Consider the following 24,951-nt stretch of genomic DNA (forward strand, 5'->3'; position numbering starts at 1 on the left):
TTTTATTATTTACGTTTTAAACCCACGTTTGATCCATCCCCTAACTATTTTAGGAGAATGATTAAATAAGCCCGTAACACCTTGCGGTAAATATAAAGTCGATAAAACAAATAAACTACCAAGAGCAAACAACCAAACTTCTGGTAATGCCACCGTAAACCAGCTTTTAGCATAGTTAATAATAATTGCGCCAATAATAGCGCCAAATAATGTTGCTCTTCCGCCTAATGCAACCCACACCACAACTTCAATAGAGTTTAATGGCGAAAATTCACCAGGATTAATAATCCCAACTTGAGGCACATAAAGTGCACCAGCAATACCTGCAATAACCGCAGATAAAACAAATATCCATAATTTAATATTATCAACATCGTAACCCATAAATCGGGTTCGTAATTCTGTGTCTCTAATAGCAATTGCGACTCGACCTAAGCGACTATTAATTAACACTTTACAAACTATATAGGCAATAATTAACATCAAGGCTGAGCAGACAAACAACATCACTTTGGTCGTATCATGTTGTAAACTAAAACCCAAAATTTCTTTAAAATCCGTTAAACCATTATTACCACCAAACCCCATTTCATTTCGAAAGAAAGCTAACATTAAAGCGTAAGTTAATGCTTGCGTCATAATCGATAAATACACCCCAGAAACGCGAGATCGAAAAGCTAATCGTCCAAATAAATAAGCTAAAGCGCCGGGAATAATAATAACCATCAAGCAAGCAAACCAAAATTGATCAAATCCCTGCCAAAACCACGGTAATGATTGCCAATTAAGAAACACCATAAAATCCGCTAAGATTGGATCGCCATAAACACCACGATCACCAATTTGGCGCATTAAATACATTCCCATCGCATAACCACCCAGTGCAAAAAAAGCACCATGACCTAAGCTGAGAATACCTAAATATCCCCACACTAGATCAACCGCCAATGCTAATAATGCATAACTTAAATATTTACCTAATAACGATACAGTAAATGTATCAATATGCAGTGGATGACTATTAGGAAGAACTAAATTACAAAAAGGGACAATAATTGCGATGAAGAATAAAACACTCAGAGTAATGGTTCCCCCTCGGTCTTTATTCAATACAGAACTAAAAAACATAACCACTCCTTAGTATATTAACTATCGGCAGTTCGACCGCGTTGGGGAAATAATCCTTTGGGCTTTTTTTGAATAAATAGAATAATAAAAATTAATACCATTATTTTGGATAATACCGCACCAAACCATGGCTCTAAGAACTTATTAAAAATCCCTAAACTTAATCCTGCGACTAAAGTACCCCATAAATTACCTACTCCACCAAAGACCACCACCATGAAGGAATCAATAATATAGCTTTGTCCCATATTAGGACCGACATTGGTCAACTGAGATAATGCAACGCCTGCAATGCCGGCAATCCCTGAACCTAAACCAAAAGTTAACGCATCAACACGTTGAGAATGAATTCCCATCGCTCTTGCCATCGGCCTATTTTGAGACACCGCCCGAACCTGTAACCCTAATGGCGTTTTTTTCAAAATAGTCAGTAATAATAAAAATACCGCCAAACAAAAGAAAATAATATAAAGCCGATTATAGGTAAACAGCAGCATCGGATTTAAGGTTAATGAACCCGACATAAATTCAGGGGTTATTACTGAACGATTTAACGGAGAAAATACTGAACGCACCGCTTGTTGTAAAATCAAACTAATACCAAATGTGGCTAATAATGTTTCTAATGGTCGTCCATATAAATGCCGAATAACACCTTGCTCGATCATGATCCCAATGCAACCCGACACAATGAACGCAGCAGGAATAGATAAAATTAATGCGACGGCTAAATGATTAGGCATTAATTGCTGTAATACATAGGTGGTATAAGCCCCTATCATAATCAACTCACCATGTGCCATATTAATTACGCCCATCACGCCAAACGTAATCGCTAAACCTATCCCGGCAAGAGCCAATACTGAACCTAAACTTAAACCAAAAAAGACGGTTTCTACACCTGCATAAAGACGCTGTTGTTGTTTATAAGCTTCTAAACCATTTTTAGCCGCCGCAACAACGTGTGGATCTTGGCTGTTAGTAACGACCTCTGTTAGGGTTTGATACACAATCGGATGCTTTTCCTTGCCTAAAAGAACGACAGCATTACGTTGTTCTTCACCAAGACTGTTACGTGCTTGATAATTAGCAAAAGCAAGTTGATATTGTTGCTTAACGATCGTACTTTTTTCTGTTTCATTGTGCTTTTTCATTACGGTATATAAATGAAAATCCACTTTATCCATTAATATATTTATCGCTTGTTCGCGTAACGATGGGCTCTTATTCGTTAAATCAAGTATTGCCAACTGTATTTTTAATCCATTACGTAATTTATTATTTACGCGTATTTTTTTAAATCCCTGCTTATTTACAATTGTTGTACTTTGTCCAGTATCAATTGAAAAAGCATTCATTTCTGAGTGTGATTTTTCAATTCTATATAATTGATTATCTGTTTTATTTATATAAAGCTTACCTTTTATCCAAGCAGAGAAAATTGTTTTCTGACGCATAGTATTATCTGTTTTAGATAGCCATGCTATAGCGTTAACCTTGGCTTTATTATTCTTCCCAGAAATAGTACTAATAAACGAACTGTACGAATTAATTTCAATAGCAGCATGGACTTTCAGACTTATTAGACAAAGAAACAAACTAACACATAATATGTATCTCATTGGCATCACTCCATTGTGAACTTAAATAACTAAGCCCCTCGAAAGAGGCTCTGTCATTCTATTAATGGGTACTGCCCGAACATTTCTTATCAATTACATTATAACTACCACAGGCAAACGGCTTGCTCCAACTTGAAAACAAATCACGCGATCCAGGTAAATAATTAGACCACGCATCACCATTTACAAGCCCCGTTGTTTCCCACACGACTTCAAATTGACCATCATCTTGTATCTCACCAATTAATACAGGTTTGGTTATATGATGATTAGGTAGCATAGTTGAATAACCACCAGAAAGATTAGGTACCGAGACCCCAATTAATGCATCTTGAACCGCTTCTGGATCGGTGGTTCCCGCATTAGTAACGGCCTGTGCCCACATATTAAACCCAATATAATGCGCTTCCATAGGATCATTGGTAACGCGCTTTTCATTTTTAATATATTTCTGCCAAGTCTCTACAAATTCTGAATTTTTCACGGTATCAACACTCATGAAATAATTCCATGCGGCTAAATGCCCCACTAACGGTGATGTATCCATGCCAGATAATTCTTCTTCACCTACCGAGAATGCAATCACTGGGATATCATCAGATTCAACCCCCTGAGCGCCAAGTTCTTTATAGAAAGGTACATTGGCATCGCCATTAACTGTTGAAATAACAGCGGTTTTTTTACCTTGCGCCCCGAATTTTTTAATGTCAGAAACAATTGATTGCCAATCTGAGTGCCCAAATGGCGTATAATTAATCATGATATCTTCAGCTTTTACGCCTTTCGCTTTTAAATAAGCCGCTAAGATCTTATTTGTCGTGCGAGGATAAACATAATCGGTTCCAGCAAGTACCCAACGTTTAACGCCTAACTCATTCATTAAATAATCAACCGCTGGAACGGCTTGTTGATTAGGCGCAGCGCCCGTATAAAATACATTTTTTGATGATTCTTCACCTTCATATTGTACGGGGTAAAATAAAATACTATTAAACTCTTCAAATACTGGCAGCATTGATTTTCGAGAAACAGATGTCCAACCACCAAACACAACATCTACTTGTTCTTTTTCAATTAACTCACGAGCTTTTTCTGCAAATAATGGCCAATTAGAAGCAGGATCAACAACAACAGCCTCTAATTGCTTACCTAATAAGCCCCCTTTTTTATTCTGTTCATCAATTAACATTAAAACGGTATCTTTCAAGGTGGTTTCACTGATTGCCATCGTGCCTGACAATGAATGTAATACCCCTACTTTAATCGTATCCTCTGCTGCAAGGGTGATCTGAGAGAAACATGTAAGAACAGATAGGACACTTAGCTTGATCAACTTTGATTTGATTGGCATCTTTTTACTCTCCTTGTTATGAACAATAATTTAATCCAAGATGCGTACCATAAATAAAAAACAACAAAATTAATCATAACTACATGATTTAAAATTAAAAATTATTTACTTGTTTTCTTTTGGTTTATTTTAATTGATAGAGGATAGTGCAAGTTTCTGTTGGTATCACACTAATGGTGCAGTCCCACGATTATTAACAAACAACTAAATAGCAGTAACCGCCACCACCTATTCATTCACCGTAGGCATAGATTGACCCAAAATAGTGCTCGATATCGATGTAGCTCACAAATACGAGATCCATATTTCATCAAACTTACTTTTCAATCCAACACCTTGACCCCAATCAATATTTCAAAATCATTTTTAATGAAAATACCGCTATTACCGAATTAATCACTAAATGCACAACTTGAAAACGTCACCACAGAAATAATCATCGGCGTTCATTTGGTGAAACCCTTTTTTATCTTTCCGTTTTATAAGGACATAACTATGAGCAACAACGCGATAGAAGGTCGTAAAGTTACCATTGGCAGCTACCTTGCCCTCGCTTTTGCGGTGATTTTCTTTTCAGGCGCACTGCAATCGAATCAATGGTATGGCGTATTTGACTTCACGACCTTAAACGGATCGTTTGGTAATGTGGTTTATTCAGTTAACGATACCGCAGAAGGTGTGGAAGCGGCATCAACGTCATTCCGAGGCAAAGGTGGTAGCGGTGCGCGTGATGGCTTTATTTTTGCTTTAACGTTAATTCCAACAGTGATGTTTGCTTTAGGCATGATCAATGTGCTTGAACATTACGGTGCGCTCGATGCGGCGCGTAAATTATTAACCCCACTACTACGTCCATTAATGGGTATTCCGGGTAACTCAGGTTTGGCTTTAATTGCCTCACTACAAAGTACTGATGCTGGCGCTGCTATGACTCGTCAGTTACAGGATGAAGGTCATTTAACCAAGCGAGAAACGGATGTTTTTACCATGTTCCAATTCTCTGCGGGTGCTGCCATCGTTAACTTTTTCTCATCTGGAGCGGTACTCTTTACCTTAACCACAGCCTCTGGTGAACCCGCTGTTACTTCTTCTATCGGTCTTGCTGTTGCGATTATGTTTATCTTCAAATTTGTGGGCGCCAATATTTTCCGCGTGTACTTAAACATCACTGAAGGCAAAGAAAACAAAGACACTAAACCAACAACTGTTACTCAGGAAAACGCATAATGACTATTACAAAAAAACCTATGGTGACTGATATTTTTGTTGAAGGCGCTAAAAAAGGCTGGGTAATTGCAACCACTTCAACAGTGCCTAACGTATTAATGGCGTTCGTGATCATCAAAGCACTGCAAATCACTGGTGCGCTAGAATTAATGGGCACATTATTCTCACCTATCATGGCTATTTTTGGTCTTCCTGGTGAAGCTGCGGCGGTATTGATTGGCGCATGGATGTCAATGGGCGGCGCTGTAGGTGTGGTTATTACCCTGTTTGACCAAGGTATTTTAAATGGCGAGCACATTGCGATTCTTGCTCCTGCGATTTATTTGATGGGCTCACAAGTGCAATACATGGGTCGTATTATGGGCCCAATCCGTACTGAAGGTCGTTACATTCCAGTGATGATCGCCATCTCGGTATTAAATGCCTTTGCAGCAATGTTTGTAATGAATGTCTTAGTGTAATGACTTAACACACTGGAGCTGTCTTAGTTCCAGTGTGATCCTCTCTTTGATTACCGATAAGCCACCAATGGCTTGGAGCCTTTACTATGTCTTTTTCTCTCAATAATTATCTCGAAGAACTACGCCCTCTCATTAATATTGATTGCGGTACATTAACTGTTGATGGTATCGATGTGGTTGCCACGCTCATGGCGCAGAAATACCTTGATTTAGGTTGGAATGTTAAGCGTATAGATTGTGGCATTGCAGGCACAGGTCTTGAAGTGCGTAACAAGCCACAAGCTGATCATATTGATGTGATGTTAATTGGTCATATGGATACAGTATTCCCAGTAGGCACTGCTGCTGCTCGCCCAATGACTCACGATGATGAACGTGCTTATGGCCCTGGTGTTTCTGACATGAAATCAGGTTTGTTAAGTGTGGTTTATGCCCTGCGTGATCTCGATCCTACTGCACTTAATGCATTATCTATTTGTGTGTGCATGAACCCTGATGAAGAAATCGGTTCACTACATTCAGAAACATGGCTAAAAAGCGTTGCCATTAATGCTAAACATGTTTTAGTGGCAGAAGCTGCTCGTGCTGATGGATCACTCGTTAAAGCGCGTAAAGGTATGGCACGTTACCGTTTAAGTTTCCACGGTAAAGCGGCTCATGCAGGTAATGAACCTCAAAATGGTCGTAGTGCGATCACAGAAATGGCGCATTGGATTTTAGCAATTAACGCGATGACTGATTTTGAATCTGGCACCACGTTAAATGCAGGGGTTGTCAGTGGTGGCGCTGGCGCTAATATTGTGCCTGATTTTGCAGAAGTCGTGGTTGATGTTCGTTTCTGGGATAACGATGAATATGCCGCTGTTGATGCTCAAATTCGCACATTAACAGAAACACCGTTTATTGATGGCGTTACGATTACTGTTGAGCGAGAAGCACATAAGCCTTCAATGGTGCCAAGCCCACAAACTGAAGTGTTAATGGCGCAAGTTGAAGCAGTCGGTAAAGAATTAGGCATTGATATCACGTGGCAAGCGGTCGGTGGCGGTTCAGATGCTAACCTAACAGCAGTATTAGGTATTCCAACCTTAGATGGTTTAGGACCTATCGGTGCAGGCTTTCACAGCGAAGACGAATGGTTAGATTTAGCTTCGATTGAGCCACGTATTCGCTTATTACAGCAAGTACTGGTGAAAATCGCACAGCAATAACCAATAGCCAATAGCCAATAGCCAATAGCCAATAAAAAAGCATTAAAAAAGGCTGCATTTCTGCAGCCTTTTCTCCTTAATAAATAACGCACAATGGCATTACTAAAGGAGGTACAATCGTTTCAGTTGTTAGGTTAAATCAATATCTGTTTAACGAAATCGATATGGATTTAACTCGTTTTTGCTAGAATATTAGCTTTCGCGGCTGACATTTGGACACTACGTAAATTGTCTAACTTAAAGTGTATAGCCCGAAATGGATGACGCCAAAAATAACGTGGATACGTCCAACGTAAAACATGGATCATCTGAAGACGCTTGGCAGATTGATAGCAATGCCCAATACAATGCACACAACTTGGCTTCTCTTCACCAAGACGACAACCTGTTACTCTCTCTTCAACATACTCGATAAGACTTTCACATTCAGAGCACATTACCGCCCCACGGTGCAACGTTTTACAATATAGGCGAATCATCGCTTTCACTGTATTCAGTTCACGCTGCGAACGAACTGAATGATTGTTAATAACTATCATAGTCGTTCCATTATCCATTCCTCTGTTGCAGTGCCAATGATAAAAATCAAATTTATGCAAAAATCAGAACCTAATGGGCAAAAATCATAATCACAATCACTCTGGTGGTGATTTATCACACTTTAATACATTGTTCGAATAAATTGCGAACAATGTACAAATATAAAAAAAGACTATCGATGTCCAATATCCGCGTTTTAAATAGCAAAAAACCACTGTGATATATGCAAATATTAGTGAGTGCATACTTCACAGTGGCTTTATTTTTAACCCGTCACGCTACACATCAGCGTTGATGATTAATTATCGCTATTTAAACGACGTAATAACTGATCTTTTAAATTAGGCGGCGTGCCTTTGATGGTTAATGTATCGGTTTCGGCATCATAGAAAATACGCTCACCTAATAACATACTGTCAAAGTTAAGCGTCATGCCACCGCCTGAACCCACAAACTTAGTCAATTTACGCATTGCAGTACGATCGGCCGGAAAACTGTCTTCTAACTCATAGCCTTGCTTAGAGGTAAAATCATAGAAGTTAGCACCGTCATCAGACGTCGGTAATTCACCTGACAATTCTTTGACTGTCACCTCATCACCGGCTTGCAGCTGACCATTACAATAATCATAAACTTGCTTACGATATTGCTGCTTTTCTTCTTTATCTAAACGCGCATCAGCACAGAAATCTTCTACCGCTTGCATCAGTACTTGGTTCTGAACTTTTACATCCAAGCCAATTTCCGCCTGCATAAAATCAAGGAAGAAATCAGCGATTTTACGACCGACACGTCCTTTTGCAAATGTTAGGTAGCGGGTTGATTCTGGGTTGGTTTCCCATGATGACAAATCAATACGTGCAACGATATCCATCTTATTAATATCAAGATAATCCGTCGCACTGATGTCTAACTGATCAGTTACTTTCATGCTATGACATGTTGGTAACATACCAATAAACAAATAATCAGTTGCCAATGATTGGTATTCAGCCATCACTAATGTACCCGCTTCAGCAAACGGGTATTTAGCTAATTCCGTTTGTAAACGTTGCACTGACTGATTAGAAAATGTTAGGAAATCCAACTCACCTTGACGAAATTGTTTTAGCCAATGAGCAAACTCACTGTCTGCGGCAAAATGAGCAAAGCCTTTTGTGCCTTTACTGCTATAAATTCGATGTAATTCAGCAACGAGATCCTCTGTCGCAGAATCATTATCAAGAGTTTGATTTCTAAGGTGAATTTCTAGTTCATCTTGGTCGTTTTTTACTATTTGGTGTAGAATGACGTTCGAAAGTGTAAGACTCATAATGGAAAAGGTTTTCAGGAAAACTGAACTCTAGGTTATCATAAGTCGTTATCCTAAACATTAAACAAGATTTCTTATGCCAATCACTTCAAAATACAGTACAAAAAAAGTTGAACAAATCATTGATGACGTGTTCGATGTTCTAGACAAACATAAAACATCACCAGAATTAGCCCTAATGGTTGTGGGTGATATTGCTACTAACATTATCAATGCCAATGTACCTGTTGCACAACGTGAAGTTCTTGCACAAAAATTTGCAAAAGCACTACAGGCCTCAATTAAAAAAGATTAAGTTTAGCTTGAGAGTTAAACATAGCATTGAAGACTGAGAAGAATTGACATTTATGGTCGCCAGCACATACAAAGACAAAGTTTCCCAGCTAATTAGTTGGGGACACTGGTTTAGCTTTTTCAATATCATCGCTGCCATGCTATTGGGTACGCGTTATATTATTTATTCAGAATGGCCGACGACAACGATCGGACAACTGTATCTAGGATTAAGCTGGATCGGACATTTTGGTTTCCTTGTCTTTGGTATTTATATACTGATCCTCTTTCCTGCAAGTTTTCTTATCCCTTCACAACGCTTAATGCGAGTGTTTGCGGTATTAGTTTCAACGGTAGGATTGACAACACTGCTGCTCGATACTTACGCCTATCAAAGCGTTGACTTACATTTAAGTCCGTTAGTATGGGATTTGTTATTAAGCGGTGAAAAAACAGAACTAAATACACGCTGGCAATATCTGTTTATTGTCGTTCCAGTCATATTCCTGATCGAGATGATATTCTCAGAATGGATCTGGCGTAAACTTAGAAAGCTAACCCGTAAAAACGTCGGTGGTCCCATTGCCATCATGTTCGGTCTATGCTTTCTAAGTAGCCACATTATTTATATCTGGGCGGATGCTAACCTTTACCGCCCGGTGACTATGCAACGTTCAAATTTCCCATTGTCATACCCAATGACCGCAAAAACGTTCATGGAAAAACATGGCCTATTAGATCGCCAAGAATATGTTAAACGCCAAGCACAACAAGGCATTAATAACAGTGAAATGATGCGCTACCCTATTGATAAAATTAACTTTCTCGATAAGGGCACCAAGCAAAACTTACTGATTATTATGGTCGATAGTCTACGCAGTGATATGGTAAATACTGATACCATGCCTAACTTGACCGCTTTTGCTGAGAACAATATTAATTTTACTGATAACTACAGTACCAGTAATAATAATAGTGGTGTCTTTGGCTTACTGTATGGCTTACCAAGTGGTTATGCCAACAGCATTCGTGCCGAAGGTAAATCGCCACTGCTACTTGATACCTTACAAAATCGTGGTTATCACTTTGGCCTATTCAGTGGTGAAGGTTTTGAACAACCGATCTACCGTGATGCTATTTTCTCTAAAACTCAGTTGGCGACCATTGATAACCTTGATAATGGTAAACGTACACCAAGTGATCGTTTAGCCTTTAATGATTGGCACCGTTGGGTAGAAAAACAAAAGGTCAATGACCCATGGTTTAGCCTACTTGAGTTAACATCTGTTGATCAATATGAAGAAAGTAGTGATTATCCAACTAAATTTACGCCATCTTTAGGCAGTAATTTACTCCATGATAAAAAAGTAAATTCTAATGTGTTACTTAAAAATAGTTACCGTAATGCGGCTTATCATATTGATACGATTTTAGGTAAAGTGTTTGCACAGTTAAAAGCACAAGGAATGATGGACAACACTATTGTTGTTGTGACGTCAAACCATGGCACTGAATTTAATGAAACAGGTAATAATACCTGGGGCTCTGACAGTAATTACAGCCAGTACCAAATAAAAGTACCAATGATCATTCACTGGCCGCAACATGCTGCTCAAGTTGTTACCCGTCCAACCAGTAACCTTGATTTAGTACCTACTTTGATGGAATCATTATTCAATGTGGCGTCTAACCCATCAAATTACAGTTCAGGTATCAGTCTCTTTGATCATGACAGCGATCGCCGCTGGATCTTGGCAGGTAATAATAATGATATCGTGGTGATTCAAAAAGGGACTACTACCGTTGTCGATAAATATGGCAACTACCGTGTCTACAACGATCATTATCAGCTAATGGCGCAAGATAAACCGAAACTATCGACACTGATGCAGGTAATGCATGAGTTAAAACGATTTTACGTCCCGAATGATCTCAATAATTAATCTCAAATAACAAAAAGCAGCTTTCGTAAGCTGCTTTTTTTTATCTACACCAATAAACAAAACCGATGTTAACAATCAATTAATCAGACTCATTACAGATAACTATCACGATCATCTGCATAGCAATGCTCAAAACCATCTTCCCAGCCTGAACGATATTTTTTCACAACAACAGAGCGTTCAGGATCACGTCGAAAACCATCCTGATACGTTTTCCCTGCCATTGAACGGCTATAGCAACCATCTTGATAACCATCAAGATAAGCCCTCTCAAATCCTAGCTCTACTAATTGTTGATGGCGACTGCTACTGCAACCACTTAATACACTAAAATAGATTATCGCAACTAATATTGTCGCCTTCATTATCGCGCCTCCTTTCTTGCACAAATATTATGCTGCTTAATTTTTATCCTTATAATAAAAATAGATAATGTCTATTTAGTTGAACTGTAAAATTAATGAGAATAACCACGATAACAAATATGCGTTGCATCTCATTTTGACGTGTAAAAAAGAATATATAACTAATTTGAGGTATATATCCTGCTAATTTATAAGTGAATCGTTAACAATATAGAGAAATAATATAACCCTCTCGCTAGCTGACTCATGGAACAGAGTATTAATGAACGAAAAGATTAACGTTTTTTACCAAACAGTTGCTAAACAATGTAGTAATGCTCATAGTCTTAGAACTATTTGTGAGCTAATTTGCCGTAATCTTATTCAACATTTTTCCGTTAACCATTTACAGCTCATAATTAAATATAATAAAGAATGGAAATTATTATTAGATCTAAACTCAGAAGGTATTAAATACCATTTCCCGCCAATAGTGATACCTAAAAATAATGAATATTATTATAAAAGTATTCATTATTACACCCATAAAACTGAAGCTTCGATTGATATCGTTGAGAACCATCGTTATTTATTAATTCCACTTAAACATCATTCAATCATTATCGGGCATTTAACTATTGCGGTACCATTAACATCAGCATTATTTCCTAAACATTTAATAATATTAGCATCATTATTAGCAGCAGAAATTAAATCTATCGTTGTAAAACAAACCACTAAAAAGAACAGTCTCCGCCGAATTAATACCGAAAAAGAATTACAATCAAGCCAACAACAACAACAATCTTTGCTTAATCAGCTTCAAAGTATGCATGATATTTCTTTTCAGTTATGGCGCAGTAACTCAATGAAAGATATGTTATTTATCGCGATAGATGAAGGAAAAAAACAATTAAAAATAGACAGAATGGCTATTTTTCTATTTGATGAACAAAAACAAATGCATGGTACTTTTGGCACTGATATTAATGGTAATACTGTTGACGAATTTTATTTTTCATCCGCAATTCCTGATCAATGGTATGCCGCTAATACATTAAAAGATAAAGAATATATTGCCATTCAAGAAAACACGCCTTTATACCATGACTTACAACAAATAGGTTTTGGCTGGAGTGCTTATATTGCTTTATGGGATGAAGATACCCCGATTGGATGGATTGCTTGCGATAACTTAATTACAGGGCAACCATTATGCAGTTACCATCATCAATTACTTAAACAATATGGTTTTATTGTTTCACAACATATTTTACGTCTGCAAGCGGCGGATAACCTTATAAAGCTCAATTATGATCTAGAACAGCGAGTACAAAGCCGTACCCAAGCACTCAATAAAGCCAATGCACAACTACAAAAATTATCGCGTATTGACGCGCTAACCAATATAGCTAACCGCCGTGTATTTGATGAAACAGTGACGACTGAATGGCGACGAGCAAACCGACTCACATTACCCCTATCGTTACTCATATTGGATATCGATAATTTTAAAACTTATAACGATAAACTTGGCCATGCCGCTGGCGATCAATGTTTAAAAATTATTGCTTCAGCACTGTCTAAAGTTGAACGTCGAGCTGGTACACTGTTTGCGCGCTATGGTGGCGAAGAATTCGTGCTGTTACTGCCAGGCCAAGATCAACAAGCAGCAATAAATAATGCCCAACGTTTAATCAATGCGATGCACCAACTTGCATTGCCTTTTCCTTGTCTTGATCCTAATAATGGTAAAGCAATTGTCACGATCAGTATTGGCGTAAGCACTATCATTCCATCTCAAACAACAACCTATTGTGATTTTTTCAAACATGTTGATACAGCACTTTATCAAGCAAAAGCTAATGGTAAAGATTGTTTTCAAGTCTTTTTACCAGACTAGCCCTCATAGGAACAACAATAAATTATCGAATAACGATAAATTTTTATTGTATAATATTTTTTAGTCCCCTATTCTAAGGGACATAAAATGAATGAGGAAAAACCACATGTCAAAAATTCAACAACAAAGCCGCAGAGTAAAAATACTATTCCAGCTATTTTTTATTCTGACGCCAATTTTAGTCTGCTTTTTTTGGTTAACAGTAGAGACACCCTATGACTTTTTAAGACATACGGGTATTGTACAAACATCGTTTAATATCAATCAGCTAACAGAAACGCCATTAACATTAACTACGCGTTTATTCGCAATATTAACGAGCCTGATCTATTGTTCGATTATTATGTATGCGTTAAAAATCCTCATTCAGTTATTTGGTAATTATGAAAATAAACACATCTTTACTTTAGAAAATGCAAGGTGCTATCAAAAACTTGGCTACAGTGTATTTTATTGGGTAGGCGGATCTATTTTTTACCAACCATTAATGACGTTAATATTAACATTCAATAATCCACCCCATCACCGCATGATCATGATTAGCTTTCAAGGTATTGATTTTTTAACCCTATTAATAGGCGCTATTATTGTTATAATTTCATGGGTTATGAAAGAAGGCTATCACCTCGCCGATGAGCAAAATTACACAATTTAAGAGTTTATTATGACTATTGTTATTAACTTAGATGTCATTATGGCGAAACGAAAAATACGGTTAAAGGCATTAGCTCAAGCAATGGAGATGACCGAAGCTAATTTATCAATACTTAAAAATGGTAAAGCAAAAGCCGTTCGATTTTCGACACTTGATAAACTTTGCCAACAACTTGATTGCCAGCCAGCAGATATTCTTGAATTTCAAAAAAACGATGACAATTAGCGTTTCGTTTATGGCGATAACTATTTTTAAAAGATATAAATAACTTTTAAAAATATAAATAACAAAAAAGCAGCATATTTATGCTGCTTTTTTGTAAGTTATCAATCAGTAATTAAATCATCTACTACGATTTACGCTTTGGTGCAGCCTTAGGTTTGGCCGACGTCGATTTTTTGGCATAACTGCGTTTTTTAGCACGAGGCTTAAATTCAGGTGAAGTCAATGAGCGTAAACTTGGTGGCACATCGCTCACTTTGACCTGCTCCATCAAGGCTGTCACTTGTTGCTCTAATGCCGCCATAAACGGTTGATAGGCACATTTCCTATCTGCCATATCATGTAATTGATGCTCCCAATGCGCGGTCATATCAGGATATGTTGAGCTATCAGGTAACGCATAAATCAATCCCTTTCCTGCCTCTGAAGCGTGAATGGCTTTACCTTGGCGTTGCAATAACTGCCGTTTAAACAACATCTCTAAAATCCCTGCTCGCGTTGCCTCTGTGCCTAAGCCATCGGTATCACGCAGAATTTTCTTTAATGAAGCATCAGATACAAACCGCGCAATACCCGTCATCGCTTGTAATAACGTCGCTTCAGTAAATGCTTTTGGGGGCTCAGTCATTTTATCTTTGATCTCACCATCACGGCAGACCAATACAGTGCCTTTATCTAATGGTGGCACTTTGTCCGCCAGATCACTGTCTTCTTTTTTATCATCACGCCCTAGTAATATTCGCCAACCTGGTGACATCAATTGTCGACCTTTAGCAATAAATACCCCTTGAGAGATAGTGAACACCAACTTAGCATCAGCATATTCTGCAGCTGGATAAAATTGCATTAAGTACTGGCGAGCAATTAACTGGTATATTTTCGCTTCATAGCCAGTTAACACTGATGATGATTTAGGGGTTGGAATAATCGCATGGTGAGCATCCACTTTTTTATCATTCCATGCTTTTGATTTTAATGCTGTATTAGCATTATCAACCGCGGAAGCTAATTGATTATCTGAAGCCGCAATGGCACGACAAACATCATTAGCTTGTTTGAAATGATCTAATGGTAAGTGGCGACTGTCTGAACGAGGGTAAGTGATCACTTTATGTTTTTCATACAGTGACTGACAAGTTGATAATACATCCGCAGCACTCATTCCAAAACGCTTAGCGGCATCAATTTGTAACGCTGATAAAGAATATGGCAACGGTGGCGCTGTTTTAGTTCGTTTACGTTCAGATTCAGTCACTTCTGCGGGTTGACCTTTAATCCGTGCGACCACATTTTCACACAGTTTACGGTTGAGAATTCGCCCTTCAGAATCTTGGTGAGGTTCACACGATTTACTCGGTTGCCACTTGGCATAAATCGTTTGTTCACCATAAGTAATTAACGCTAATACCTCATAAAAAGGTTTAGCGACAAAATTAGCGATTTCATCATCTCGCCTAACCACTAGCCCTAAAATAGGTGTTTGTACGCGCCCAACAGACAACACACCTCGATAACCGCCCTTTTGCCCCAACAAAGTATAAGCACGAGTCATATTCATGCCATATAACCAATCGGCACGTGAGCGCGCGAGGGCTGAGACTGATAACGGAATAAAATCACAGTTACTGCGCATGGTCGCTAAAGCTTTTTTAACTGCCGCAGGGTTTAAATCAGAAATCAATAATCGTTGCGCCGCTTCTTTTTTTGTTTTAGATATTTTGACGTAATCAATTACTTCATCCACCAGCAACTGCCCTTCACGATCGGGATCGCCTGCATGTACCACTGAGGTTGCTGTTTTCGCTAGTTTTTTAATCACAGCTAATTGTTGTTTAGCCGCTTGGCGGGGAATGAGTTGCCATTGCTGAGGCACAATAGGTAAATCGTCTAAGTGCCATTTTTTGTAGCGCGCGTCATAAGCATCCGGTTCGACTTGCTCTAACAAATGCCCAATACACCAAGTGACAATATCGCCATTGCCTACTTCAATATAGCCAGTATTATTTTTATGTGGACGAGGTAATACCGCAGCAATGGCTCGACCTAAGCTTGGTTTTTCAGCTATATATAAGCAGCTCATGGGGATCTTTTTATGAAAGGATTAATACTATGACTGTACCGAAAATGGATGCTAACGGCAACATAACACTGGATATTAAACCAGTACTTATTCACATAATACTCTTTTTTGCAATTGATCTTGAAAGATCGTCGACCAACCAGTGCAGTGATCGTTTAAACAAAAAAAGCCAAATGCATCATATTATATTAATAGATACGTTTGGCTTTTTATCAAATCAGTTTATATCAAATAAACTAGCGAGCAGCTAACCACTCTTTTACTTGGTGGTAATCACCTCTAAATACAATCCGATCAGCTTTTTTGCTTAATTGATAAGTATACATAGGATCATAATATTGCTCTAACAACGGCGCCAACCAAGCATCATGCTCAGCTAACGAACCCGTCGCTTGCATAACTTTCACTGCATGTTGTTGAGCTTTCAGCATCACTTCATAGCGCTCTAAACCTAAACGCTTACGAATATTAAACATGCCTTTTTCTAAATACTCAGCAAATAAAATCCAACCCTGTTCCTCACCGTAATGAGCCACATAATCACGTTGCATTTTAATCACATAATCATCCAACAAACGCGCTAAACGCACATCGACAGGATCATCAATCACAGCAACATCAGCGTCTTGCATCGCACGATTAATCGCGATTGGTACCGTTACACAACCAATGTTTTTACCTTCATCTTCAAACACAAAGTGTTCAATACCACGATCAAGTTTTTTGAGCATTTGAATCGCAAGATCATTTTCAAAGGCAATCTGAGTACGTTGTGGGGTTACATAGCGACCAAATGATGATCCGCGATGGTGAGCGGCACCTTCAAGATCAAGACCATTAGCAAGTTCATTCACCATGATAGTCTTACCGCTACCGGTATTACCGGCAACAATTGACATTGGCTTAGTGGCAACATCATCAATAGTATCAACTAAGTAACGACGTAATGCTTTATAGCCTCCGGTAATAAACGGATAATCAATACCCGCTTCTTTTAACCATTGCTGAGTAACTTGTGAACGTAAACCACCACGGAAACAATACAAATAACCGTTTGGGTTTGCTTCACAAAATGCTTTCCATTGCGCTACACGTTCTGCTTTAACATCACCATTAACCAGCTTATGACCAAGTGCAATTGCAGCATCTTGACCGCTGTTTTTATAACACGTACCCACAGCGGCACGCTCATCATCAGTCATTAACGGATGACTATGAGAGGTTGGAAAAGCACCTTGTGTAAATTCAACAGGCGCTCGCATATCCATTAATGGCGTGTCGTTTACAAACAGATGACGGAAATCTTCGCAATTGGGACGCGACATTAGCAGACCTCAATAAAGGTATCGCCATCCATCGGCACAAGTTCACCAATCGCTTCCAGCAAGATGTTATGTTTTTTAGCAATCGCTTGTACTTCAGCATCACTGCTTGGTTCAACGGCTAACAGTAAGCCACCTGATGTTTGAGGATCACACAATAATGCTTTTTGTAGATCTGTCATTGAGCTGACTTTATGACCGTAGCTCATAAAGTTACGTTCAGTACCACCAGGAACACAACCTTGAGCGATATAATCATATACGCCTGGTAATGTTGGGATTTTATCAAACCAAAGTTTTGCTTTTAAGTTACTGCCTTCACAAATCTCGGTTAAGTGGCCCATTAAACCAAAGCCAGTCACGTCGGTTAATGCTTTCACACCTTCAACATCAGCAAAATCTGCACCCGGTTTATTCAGTTTACACATCCAATCACGTGCCAAACCTTTATGCTCATCAGCCAACTTAGATTGCTTTTCAGCAGTCGTTAATACGCCAATACCTAATGGTTTAGTTAGGTATAAATGACAACCCGCTTCTGCGCTGTCATTACGCTTAACACGATCAGTACTGACTAATCCTGTTACAGCAAGGCCGAAAATTGGCTCAGGAGCATCAATAGAGTGACCACCAGCAAGTGAAATACCCGCTTCACGGCACACAGAACGACCACCATCAATCACTTTTTGAGCGATTTCTGGAGATAACACGTTCACAGGCCAACCTAAAATAGCAATCGCCATAATGGGTTTACCGCCCATCGCATAAATATCACTAATAGCGTTAGTGGCAGCAATACGACCGAAATCAAACGGGTCATCAACAATTGGCATAAAGAAGTCAGTGGTGCTGATGACTGCTTGACCATTACCGATATCATAAACGGCAGCGTCATCTTTACTTTCATTACCAACCAGTAAATTAGGATCTTCAAAAGGTGCTAATTGACTACGAAGAATGGTATCAAGCACTTGGGGAGAAATTTTACAACCACATCCTGCACCGTGGCTGTATTGTGTTAGGCGAACATTTTCCATGACACGCTCCAAAATATAGAAAGAAGCAGCGATTCTACTCCTGCCCTCGACAACTGTCATCTTTCCAACTAAAAAGCCGCTATTTTCCGTTGATACAAATCAACATTGGCACTAAAAATTATCAATTAGTACTAAAAAAGGTGATGTCATTCACGGTTTCATACCATAAAACAACGATCACCTTTTCTTTTTAACCTTTCATTCACATTCGTTCAGACTAAATCGCGACTGAATGCTACATCAATAACGATGCTTCAATTACAAATATTCAACGTATTGGGCCAGATCGCGTTCATGTACTTTCGCTTCACGGCACCCAATCGACCCTAGATATAAAAAGCCAACAATCATATCTTCGCCTTCAAGACCCAAAGCTTCACGAACAACCGCATGGTATGCCCAAGACCCTGTACGCCAAAAACCAGAATATCCTTGTGCTACAGCAGCCATTTGCATCGCTTGAGCTGCACAACCTGCCGATAAATGCTGTTCTATAACAGGCACTTTATGATCAGAGGTCACTTTACTCACCACAGTGATCACCATTGGAGCGCGAAAAGGCGCTTTTGAGGCTTTTTCAATCACAAAATCATCTAAATTATCCGCTTTAGCAGCAGCAACCAAAATATCAGCCAGCTTGGTTAACCCTTCACCTTGAGAAACAATGAAACGCCACGGTGTTAAGCCACCATGATCGGGAGCACGTAACCCTGCACGAAAGATATTCTCAAGAACCTCTCCTGCGGGGGCTGGCTCAACTAATTTTGGTAATGAGCGACGATTAAGCAGAAGTGATAGCGCGTCCATAACAACCTCAAAATGAAAATAATTATTGTTTCGCATATAATAAGACAGGTAAAGCCGTCAACACAAGTAACAGCGATTATAACTTCGAAGCTAATTCAACCCCTTGTCGAATCACTCGTTTGGCATCGACTTCGCCAGCATCTTCTGCACCACCAATAACATGCACAGAGACGCCCAACGCCGTTAATTGTTGAGATAGATTATCGACTGAAGTTTGACCAGTACAAATAACAATATTGTCGACATCAAGCGTATGAGTTTGCCCATTAACAAGAATATGTAGCCCTTCATCATCGATTGCTTGATATTGCACCCCTGCCCATAATTTAACGCCACGCTTTTCTAACGTACGACGATGGATCCAACCCGTTGTGCGCCCAGGGCCTTTACCTACTTTGCCTTGACCACGTTGCATCAACCACACTTGACGCGGACTAATATAATCATCAGTGGGTAATAAACCACCGCGATGACGTAAACTTTTATCGATATTCCATTCTCGCAGCCAACTATCAAGATCACCCTCTTCAGGCTCAGTCAACATAGTCGCAACATCCACTCCAATGCCACCCGCGCCAATGATTGCCACTTTTTTTCCAAGCGTAATTTGTTGGCTAATCAAGGTTTGGTAATCAATCACTTTCGAATGTTCAATACCTCGAATAGGCGGAATTTTAGGTTGGACCCCAGTAGCAATAACGACTTCATCATAATCACGAAGTTGATCGATATTAGCCTCAACGCCTAACCAGACCTTAACCCCTGTTTGATCTAACTGGCGAGTAAAATAACGGATGGTTTCTTTAAATTCTTCTTTACCCGGAATTTGCATCGCTAAATTAAATTGACCGCCAACATGATCATTTTTTTCAAACAAATCAACGTTGAAACCACGCTCAGCGGCTGCAACAGCACAAGCCATTCCGGCAGGACCACCACCAATCACCGCCACTTTTCGTGCTGTCGCCACGGCGGTTAACACTAATTCAGTTTCATAGCAGGCTTGAGGATTGACTAAACAACTAGCACGTTTACCCACAAAAACATGATCCAAACAGGCTTGATTGCAACCAATACAAGTATTTATATCATCAGCACGATTTTGCTCAGCTTTTAATACAAACTCAGGATCCGCTAAAAATGGTCTTGCCATTGACACCATATCAGCTTGCCCTTGTGCCAAAATATTTTCAGCCACTTGCGGAGTATTAATGCGATTACAGGTCACAATCGGAATAGAAACTTGTTGTTTAATTTTTTCCGTTACCCAAGCAAATGCAGCCCGTGGTACTTGGGTGGCAATGGTAGGAATTCGCGCTTCATGCCAACCAATCCCGGTGTTTAAAATAGTGACGCCAGCCGCTTCTAATTCAATCGCTAGCTGCACTACTTCATTATAGGTACTGCCTTCTTCAACCAGATCCAACATCGACAATCGAAAAATAATAATAAAATCACGACCAACACGCGCCCTCACAGCACGTACAATCTCAACCGCAAACCGAATCCGATTGTCATAACTGCCACCCCAATCATCGCAACGTTGATTCGACCGCTGACAAATAAACTGATTAATGAGATAGCCTTCAGAGCCCATCAACTCTATCCCATCGTAACCCGCTTCACGCGCAAGTTCGGCACTATGGGCAAAATCATTAATGGTATTATTAATTTGACGCTGACTCATTTTGCTCGGCGTGAATGTAGAAATAGGAGAACGAATAGCAGAGGCACTGACCGCAAACGGTGACATCGCATAGCGTCCTGCATGCAATAACTGTAACGCAATTTTGCCGCCATGCTGATGCACAGCCGTGGTTATATTACGATGTTTACGTACATGGCGATGAGTACTAAATTCAGCACTGAATGGATGTAATCGACCACGAAAATTAGGTGAAAAACCCCCCGTAACAATAAGCCCAACCCCCGACTTGGCTCTAAGAGAATAAAATGCAGCCAGTTTATGGAAACCGTCACGTTTTTCTTCTAGCCCTGTATGCATTGAACCCATCAAGACGCGGTTACGCAATTGAGTAAAACCAAGATCCAGCGGTGCCAATAAAAAAGGGTATCTTTTATCGTCCATGAGCTGCTCCTAACTGTTATGGTCTGACCAGTATATTTCAGCTTACTTAATAACACCACTAACTATTAACAGATCAGCAACATTTACATGATGCAACTCACTATTTATAATCAATTATGTCTCTTTATTTTTACGTTCACTAACAATTACACCGTAAAAAAACCTGTAATTCAGTAGTGACTACGCTACGATACTGCAATCATCATTATCAGGAATTTTCATGAAAGCCATATTCTCAAGGATTGGAAAATTCTTCCTTGCTATCGGGAAGTTAATTAATTTTACTCGCAAATTTGTCCTCAACATTTTGTTCGTTCTTATTATTGGCGCGATAATTTTTGCATTAACCGATGACGATAAGTCTACGGATACCACTGAACCCTCAGCATTAGTACTTAACTTATCAGGTCCGATTGTTGAACAAAAAAATTATGACAATCCCCTTGATAGTGTCATGAGTGAAGTCTTAGGCAAACCTGAGGTGCAGCAGAATGTGCTATTTGATATCGTAGAAGCTATTCGTGCAGCAGCAACAGATAAAGACATCACCGGCCTAGTGCTTAACCTCAAGGGTATGTCTGAAACCAGCTTAACGAAACTACGTTACATCGCCAAAGCAATCGAAGAATTTAAAGCGTCAGGTAAACCTGTTTATGCTTATGGTGATAATTACAGCCAAAGCCAGTACTACCTTGCAAGTTATGCCGATAAAGTGTTTTTATCACCCGATGGTGGCGTAATGCTAACCGGCTACGGTACTTACACGCTGTATTATAAGAGCTTACTGGCTAAGTTAGACGTAACAACCCACGTTTTCCGCGTTGGCACTTATAAGTCATTTGTTGAACCTTATATTCGTGATGGCATGTCAACGGCAGCCAAAGAAGCAAATACGGTATGGTTAACTCAACTATGGGGTGCATTCAGCGACGATGTAGCCAAAAACCGCCATATTAAGCCACAGACATTAACCCCAAATATCGATGAGTTTGTAACCCAATTAGAATCGGTCAATGGCGATTTTTCCCAGTTAAGTAAAAAATTAGGCTTGGTTGATTCACTGGTCACGCGTGATCAAATGACCCAATATTTAATTGATACTTTTGGTGCTAACGACAAACACAGCTTTAAACACATTAGCTATTACGATTACCTACCACTCTTGGTTGATGATCAACAACCATCACCAAATAAAGTGGCCGTTGTTATTGTAAACGGTGCAATTGTTGATGGTAAAAGTAGCCAAGGTTCTGCTGGCGGTGACACTATTGCCTCACTATTAAACCAAGCACGTTTTGATAAACAAGTGAAATCTGTGATTCTACGAGTTGATAGCCCAGGGGGTAGCGCTTTCGCCTCAGAGGTTATTCGTAATGCCGTTGATGGACTCAAAAGAGCAGGTAAACCAGTGGTGGTTTCAATGTCGAGTGTAGCGGCATCTGGCGGTTACTGGATCTCATCCAGTGCCAATGAAATCATTGCTCAACCAACAACGATCACCGGTTCGATTGGTATCTTCGCTATTTTAACTACCTTTGAAAAAGGCTTAGAAAAACTCGGTGTTTACAGTGATGGTGTCGGTACAACGCCTTTCTCTGGTGTTGGTATAACACGTGCGCTACCTGAAGGTGTTGCGAAAGTATTCCAACTTGGAGTTGATAATGGCTACCAGCGTTTTATTGGTTTAGTCAGCAAATACCGTCATATGTCATTAGCTCAAGCAGATAAAATTGCTCAGGGCCGAGTATGGACAGGTGAAGATGCTCAACAACGTGGTTTAGTGGATAAATTAGGTGATTTCGATACTGCCATTACCGCTGCTGTTGAATTAGCCAAACTCAAAGATTATCAATTGGTATGGATGCAACAACCGCTATCGCCAGTACAGCAGTTCTTTAAGGAAATGTCAGGTGAAGTGAAAGTCCAAATCGCGGCAATGGTCTTTGGTGATATGCCATCGACCTTAGCACCAGTGACGAAAGTGGCTAAAGATCTTACCTCACTGACCAACTTTAATGATCCTAATGGCCGTTATGCCTTCTGCTTAAATTGCAGTACGGTTAATTAACCATAACAACCCATATATAACCCGACTCTTATTATGCTTTTAACTAGAAAGAGAATAATGGTCGGGTTTTTCACTTTTTCATCATTTCTACTCTTATGTAAAGTAGTGATTTAAAGTAGTAATTTAAACTGCAATAGTTCAATTAATAAGCACAGTTAACTACGATCACATTTTAACTCACACAATAACACTGCAAATTTAACTAACCTCGCATCTTCATATAGTTTGCGTATAATACGCGCACGCATTCGTTCATTCTGAGCTTAAAAATGGAAAGAAAACACATTTACATCGCTTACACTGGCGGCACTATTGGTATGCAAAAGTCAGATCATGGCTATGTTCCTGTTGCCGGTTTTATGCAGAAACAATTGGCAAGCATGCCAGAATTCCATCGTTCAGAAATGCCAGAATTCACTATTAATGAGTATTCTCCGCTCATCGATTCATCGGATATGACCCCGATGGATTGGCAACGAATTGCTGATGATATTAACGCTAATTATGATAAATATGATGGCTTTGTAATTTTACATGGCACCGATACCATGGCTTACACCGCATCTGCATTATCATTCATGTTTGAAAATTTAGACAAACCGGTGATTGTGACTGGCTCACAGATCCCATTGGTTGAATTACGTTCTGATGGTCAAAGTAACCTATTAAATGCACTTCACATTGCGGCTAATTATCCAATCAATGAAGTGACCGTATTTTTCAATAATCAATTAATTCGTGGTAATCGTAGTACTAAAGCGCATGCCGATGGTTTTGGTGCTTTTATTTCACCAAATTTACCACCGCTATTAGAAGCTGGAATTAATATTACGGTTAACAACATTACTCAAATAGATAAAAAACCTGAAGGTGCATTTAAAGTTCACACCATTACACCTCAGCCGATTGGCGTTATTACTATGTACCCAGGTATTTCTCCAGAGGTGATCCGAAATACATTACGCCAACCTGTCAACGCAATGATCTTACTGACATTTGGCGTAGGTAATGCACCACAAAATAAAGAATTACTCGAACAATTAAAAGCCGCAACAGATCGTGGTGTTATTGTTATGAACCTAACCCAATGTCTATCAGGCAAAGTGAATATGGGTGGGTATGCGACAGGCTGTGCACTGGCAGAGGCCGGTGTATTAAGTGGTTATGATATGACCCCTGAAGCAGCGCTGGCTAAGTTACATTACTTATTAAGCCAAAACCTGACCACAGAAACGATTCGTAGCATGATGCAGCAAGATCTACGTGGTGAATTAACCCACTAGTGGTTGATAAACCATTGGTTCAGCCGCACCCTAAAAAAAAGAGCCTTGATGGCTCTTTTTTGATCGCGACTTT

21 protein-coding genes are annotated in these 24,951 nt (G+C 39.4%); 10 read left to right on the forward strand and 11 right to left on the reverse strand.

Going from position 1 to position 24,951, the window contains the following annotated elements:
- Window positions 1–9: 9 nt before the first annotated feature.
- From urtC to urtA, 3 genes are all read right to left on the reverse strand, one after another.
- Window positions 10–1,128, reverse strand: a complete 1,119-nt coding sequence (gene urtC / locus BTO21_RS07835; protein ID WP_045027767.1) for an urea ABC transporter permease subunit UrtC — start codon at window positions 1,126–1,128, stop codon at window positions 10–12.
- A gap of 17 nt (window positions 1,129–1,145) precedes the next feature.
- Window positions 1,146–2,750: an urea ABC transporter permease subunit UrtB gene (urtB, locus tag BTO21_RS07840; RefSeq protein WP_105026756.1), complete on the reverse strand. Its 1,605-nt coding sequence runs from the start codon at window positions 2,748–2,750 to the stop codon at window positions 1,146–1,148.
- 61 nt (window positions 2,751–2,811) lie between these two features.
- Entirely contained in the window at window positions 2,812–4,101 is a 1,290-nt protein-coding gene (gene urtA / locus BTO21_RS07845; protein ID WP_105026757.1) for an urea ABC transporter substrate-binding protein, read from the reverse strand.
- A gap of 495 nt (window positions 4,102–4,596) precedes the next feature.
- Between urtA and BTO21_RS07850 the strand changes: the two genes are divergently transcribed.
- The 3 genes from BTO21_RS07850 (at window position 4,597) to BTO21_RS07860 (ending at window position 7,000) form a co-directional block, all read left to right on the forward strand.
- The gene (locus BTO21_RS07850; protein ID WP_045027765.1) at window positions 4,597–5,328 is read left to right on the forward strand and encodes a nucleoside recognition domain-containing protein; all 732 of its coding nucleotides are present in this window, start codon (window positions 4,597–4,599) and stop codon (window positions 5,326–5,328) included.
- Complete coding sequence (locus BTO21_RS07855) at window positions 5,328–5,789, forward strand: YjiG family protein (RefSeq protein WP_045027764.1); 462 nt, start codon at window positions 5,328–5,330, stop codon at window positions 5,787–5,789. Before BTO21_RS07850 ends, BTO21_RS07855 begins: the two co-directional genes overlap by 1 nt.
- Window positions 5,790–5,875: 86 nt before the next feature.
- Window positions 5,876–7,000 carry a M20 family metallopeptidase gene (locus BTO21_RS07860; RefSeq protein ID WP_045027762.1) on the forward strand — a complete coding sequence of 375 codons (1,125 nt, stop codon included), beginning with the start codon at window positions 5,876–5,878 and terminating at the stop codon, window positions 6,998–7,000.
- A 170-nt stretch (window positions 7,001–7,170) separates the two neighbouring features.
- On the opposite strand, the gene BTO21_RS07865 is transcribed toward BTO21_RS07860, so the two are convergent.
- Together BTO21_RS07865 and yejK are read right to left on the reverse strand one after the other, a co-directional pair.
- Window positions 7,171–7,539 (reverse strand): nitrous oxide-stimulated promoter family protein, encoded by a 369-nt coding sequence (locus tag BTO21_RS07865; protein WP_045027760.1) that lies wholly within the window; start codon window positions 7,537–7,539, stop codon window positions 7,171–7,173.
- A gap of 299 nt (window positions 7,540–7,838) precedes the next feature.
- Complete coding sequence (yejK, locus tag BTO21_RS07870) at window positions 7,839–8,852, reverse strand: nucleoid-associated protein YejK (RefSeq protein WP_045027759.1); 1,014 nt, start codon at window positions 8,850–8,852, stop codon at window positions 7,839–7,841.
- Between the two features lie 76 nt (window positions 8,853–8,928).
- On the opposite strand from yejK, the gene BTO21_RS07875 reads away from it, so the two are divergent.
- Both BTO21_RS07875 and BTO21_RS07880 read left to right on the forward strand, forming a co-directional pair.
- On the forward strand, window positions 8,929–9,147 hold the full coding sequence (locus tag BTO21_RS07875; RefSeq protein WP_045027757.1) for a YejL family protein: 219 nt from the start codon (window positions 8,929–8,931) through the stop codon (window positions 9,145–9,147).
- A 52-nt stretch (window positions 9,148–9,199) separates the two neighbouring features.
- On the forward strand, window positions 9,200–11,068 hold the full coding sequence (locus BTO21_RS07880; RefSeq protein WP_045027755.1) for a DUF3413 domain-containing protein: 1,869 nt from the start codon (window positions 9,200–9,202) through the stop codon (window positions 11,066–11,068).
- Between the two features lie 92 nt (window positions 11,069–11,160).
- On the opposite strand, the gene BTO21_RS07885 is transcribed toward BTO21_RS07880, so the two are convergent.
- Window positions 11,161–11,433 (reverse strand): hypothetical protein, encoded by a 273-nt coding sequence (locus tag BTO21_RS07885; protein ID WP_045027753.1) that lies wholly within the window; start codon window positions 11,431–11,433, stop codon window positions 11,161–11,163.
- Window positions 11,434–11,695: 262 nt separating this feature from the next.
- Between BTO21_RS07885 and BTO21_RS07890 the strand changes: the two genes are divergently transcribed.
- From BTO21_RS07890 to BTO21_RS07900, 3 genes are all read left to right on the forward strand, one after another.
- Entirely contained in the window at window positions 11,696–13,315 is a 1,620-nt protein-coding gene (locus BTO21_RS07890; RefSeq protein ID WP_045027752.1) for a GGDEF domain-containing protein, read from the forward strand.
- A 106-nt stretch (window positions 13,316–13,421) separates the two neighbouring features.
- Entirely contained in the window at window positions 13,422–13,970 is a 549-nt protein-coding gene (locus BTO21_RS07895; protein ID WP_045027750.1) for a DUF2975 domain-containing protein, read from the forward strand.
- A 9-nt stretch (window positions 13,971–13,979) separates the two neighbouring features.
- A complete protein-coding gene (locus BTO21_RS07900) occupies window positions 13,980–14,195 on the forward strand; it encodes a helix-turn-helix domain-containing protein (RefSeq protein ID WP_045027748.1) in 216 nt (71 codons plus the stop codon).
- A gap of 124 nt (window positions 14,196–14,319) precedes the next feature.
- On the opposite strand, the gene BTO21_RS07905 is transcribed toward BTO21_RS07900, so the two are convergent.
- The 5 genes from BTO21_RS07905 to BTO21_RS07930 form a co-directional block, all read right to left on the reverse strand.
- Window positions 14,320–16,272, reverse strand: coding sequence for a DNA topoisomerase III (locus BTO21_RS07905; protein WP_105026758.1), 1,953 nt, complete (start codon window positions 16,270–16,272; stop codon window positions 14,320–14,322).
- A gap of 236 nt (window positions 16,273–16,508) precedes the next feature.
- Window positions 16,509–17,597 (reverse strand): tRNA 2-selenouridine(34) synthase MnmH, encoded by a 1,089-nt coding sequence (mnmH, locus tag BTO21_RS07915; RefSeq protein WP_045027745.1) that lies wholly within the window; start codon window positions 17,595–17,597, stop codon window positions 16,509–16,511.
- Window positions 17,597–18,631 (reverse strand): selenide, water dikinase SelD, encoded by a 1,035-nt coding sequence (gene selD, locus BTO21_RS07920; protein ID WP_045027744.1) that lies wholly within the window; start codon window positions 18,629–18,631, stop codon window positions 17,597–17,599. The genes mnmH and selD overlap by 1 nt, the downstream gene beginning before the upstream one ends.
- A gap of 258 nt (window positions 18,632–18,889) precedes the next feature.
- Window positions 18,890–19,438, reverse strand: coding sequence for an NAD(P)H nitroreductase (locus BTO21_RS07925; protein WP_045027742.1), 549 nt, complete (start codon window positions 19,436–19,438; stop codon window positions 18,890–18,892).
- 76 nt (window positions 19,439–19,514) lie between these two features.
- Window positions 19,515–21,527, reverse strand: a complete 2,013-nt coding sequence (locus BTO21_RS07930) for an NADPH-dependent 2,4-dienoyl-CoA reductase (RefSeq protein ID WP_045027740.1) — start codon at window positions 21,525–21,527, stop codon at window positions 19,515–19,517.
- A 220-nt stretch (window positions 21,528–21,747) separates the two neighbouring features.
- Between BTO21_RS07930 and sppA the strand changes: the two genes are divergently transcribed.
- The gene (gene sppA, locus BTO21_RS07935) at window positions 21,748–23,595 is read left to right on the forward strand and encodes a signal peptide peptidase SppA (RefSeq protein ID WP_045027739.1); all 1,848 of its coding nucleotides are present in this window, start codon (window positions 21,748–21,750) and stop codon (window positions 23,593–23,595) included.
- A 269-nt stretch (window positions 23,596–23,864) separates the two neighbouring features.
- Window positions 23,865–24,878: an asparaginase gene (gene ansA, locus BTO21_RS07940; RefSeq protein ID WP_045027737.1), complete on the forward strand. Its 1,014-nt coding sequence runs from the start codon at window positions 23,865–23,867 to the stop codon at window positions 24,876–24,878.
- Window positions 24,879–24,951 lie beyond the last annotated feature (73 nt).

The organism is Photobacterium phosphoreum, from assembly GCF_002954725.1.
Classification (GTDB): domain Bacteria; phylum Pseudomonadota; class Gammaproteobacteria; order Enterobacterales; family Vibrionaceae; genus Photobacterium; species Photobacterium phosphoreum.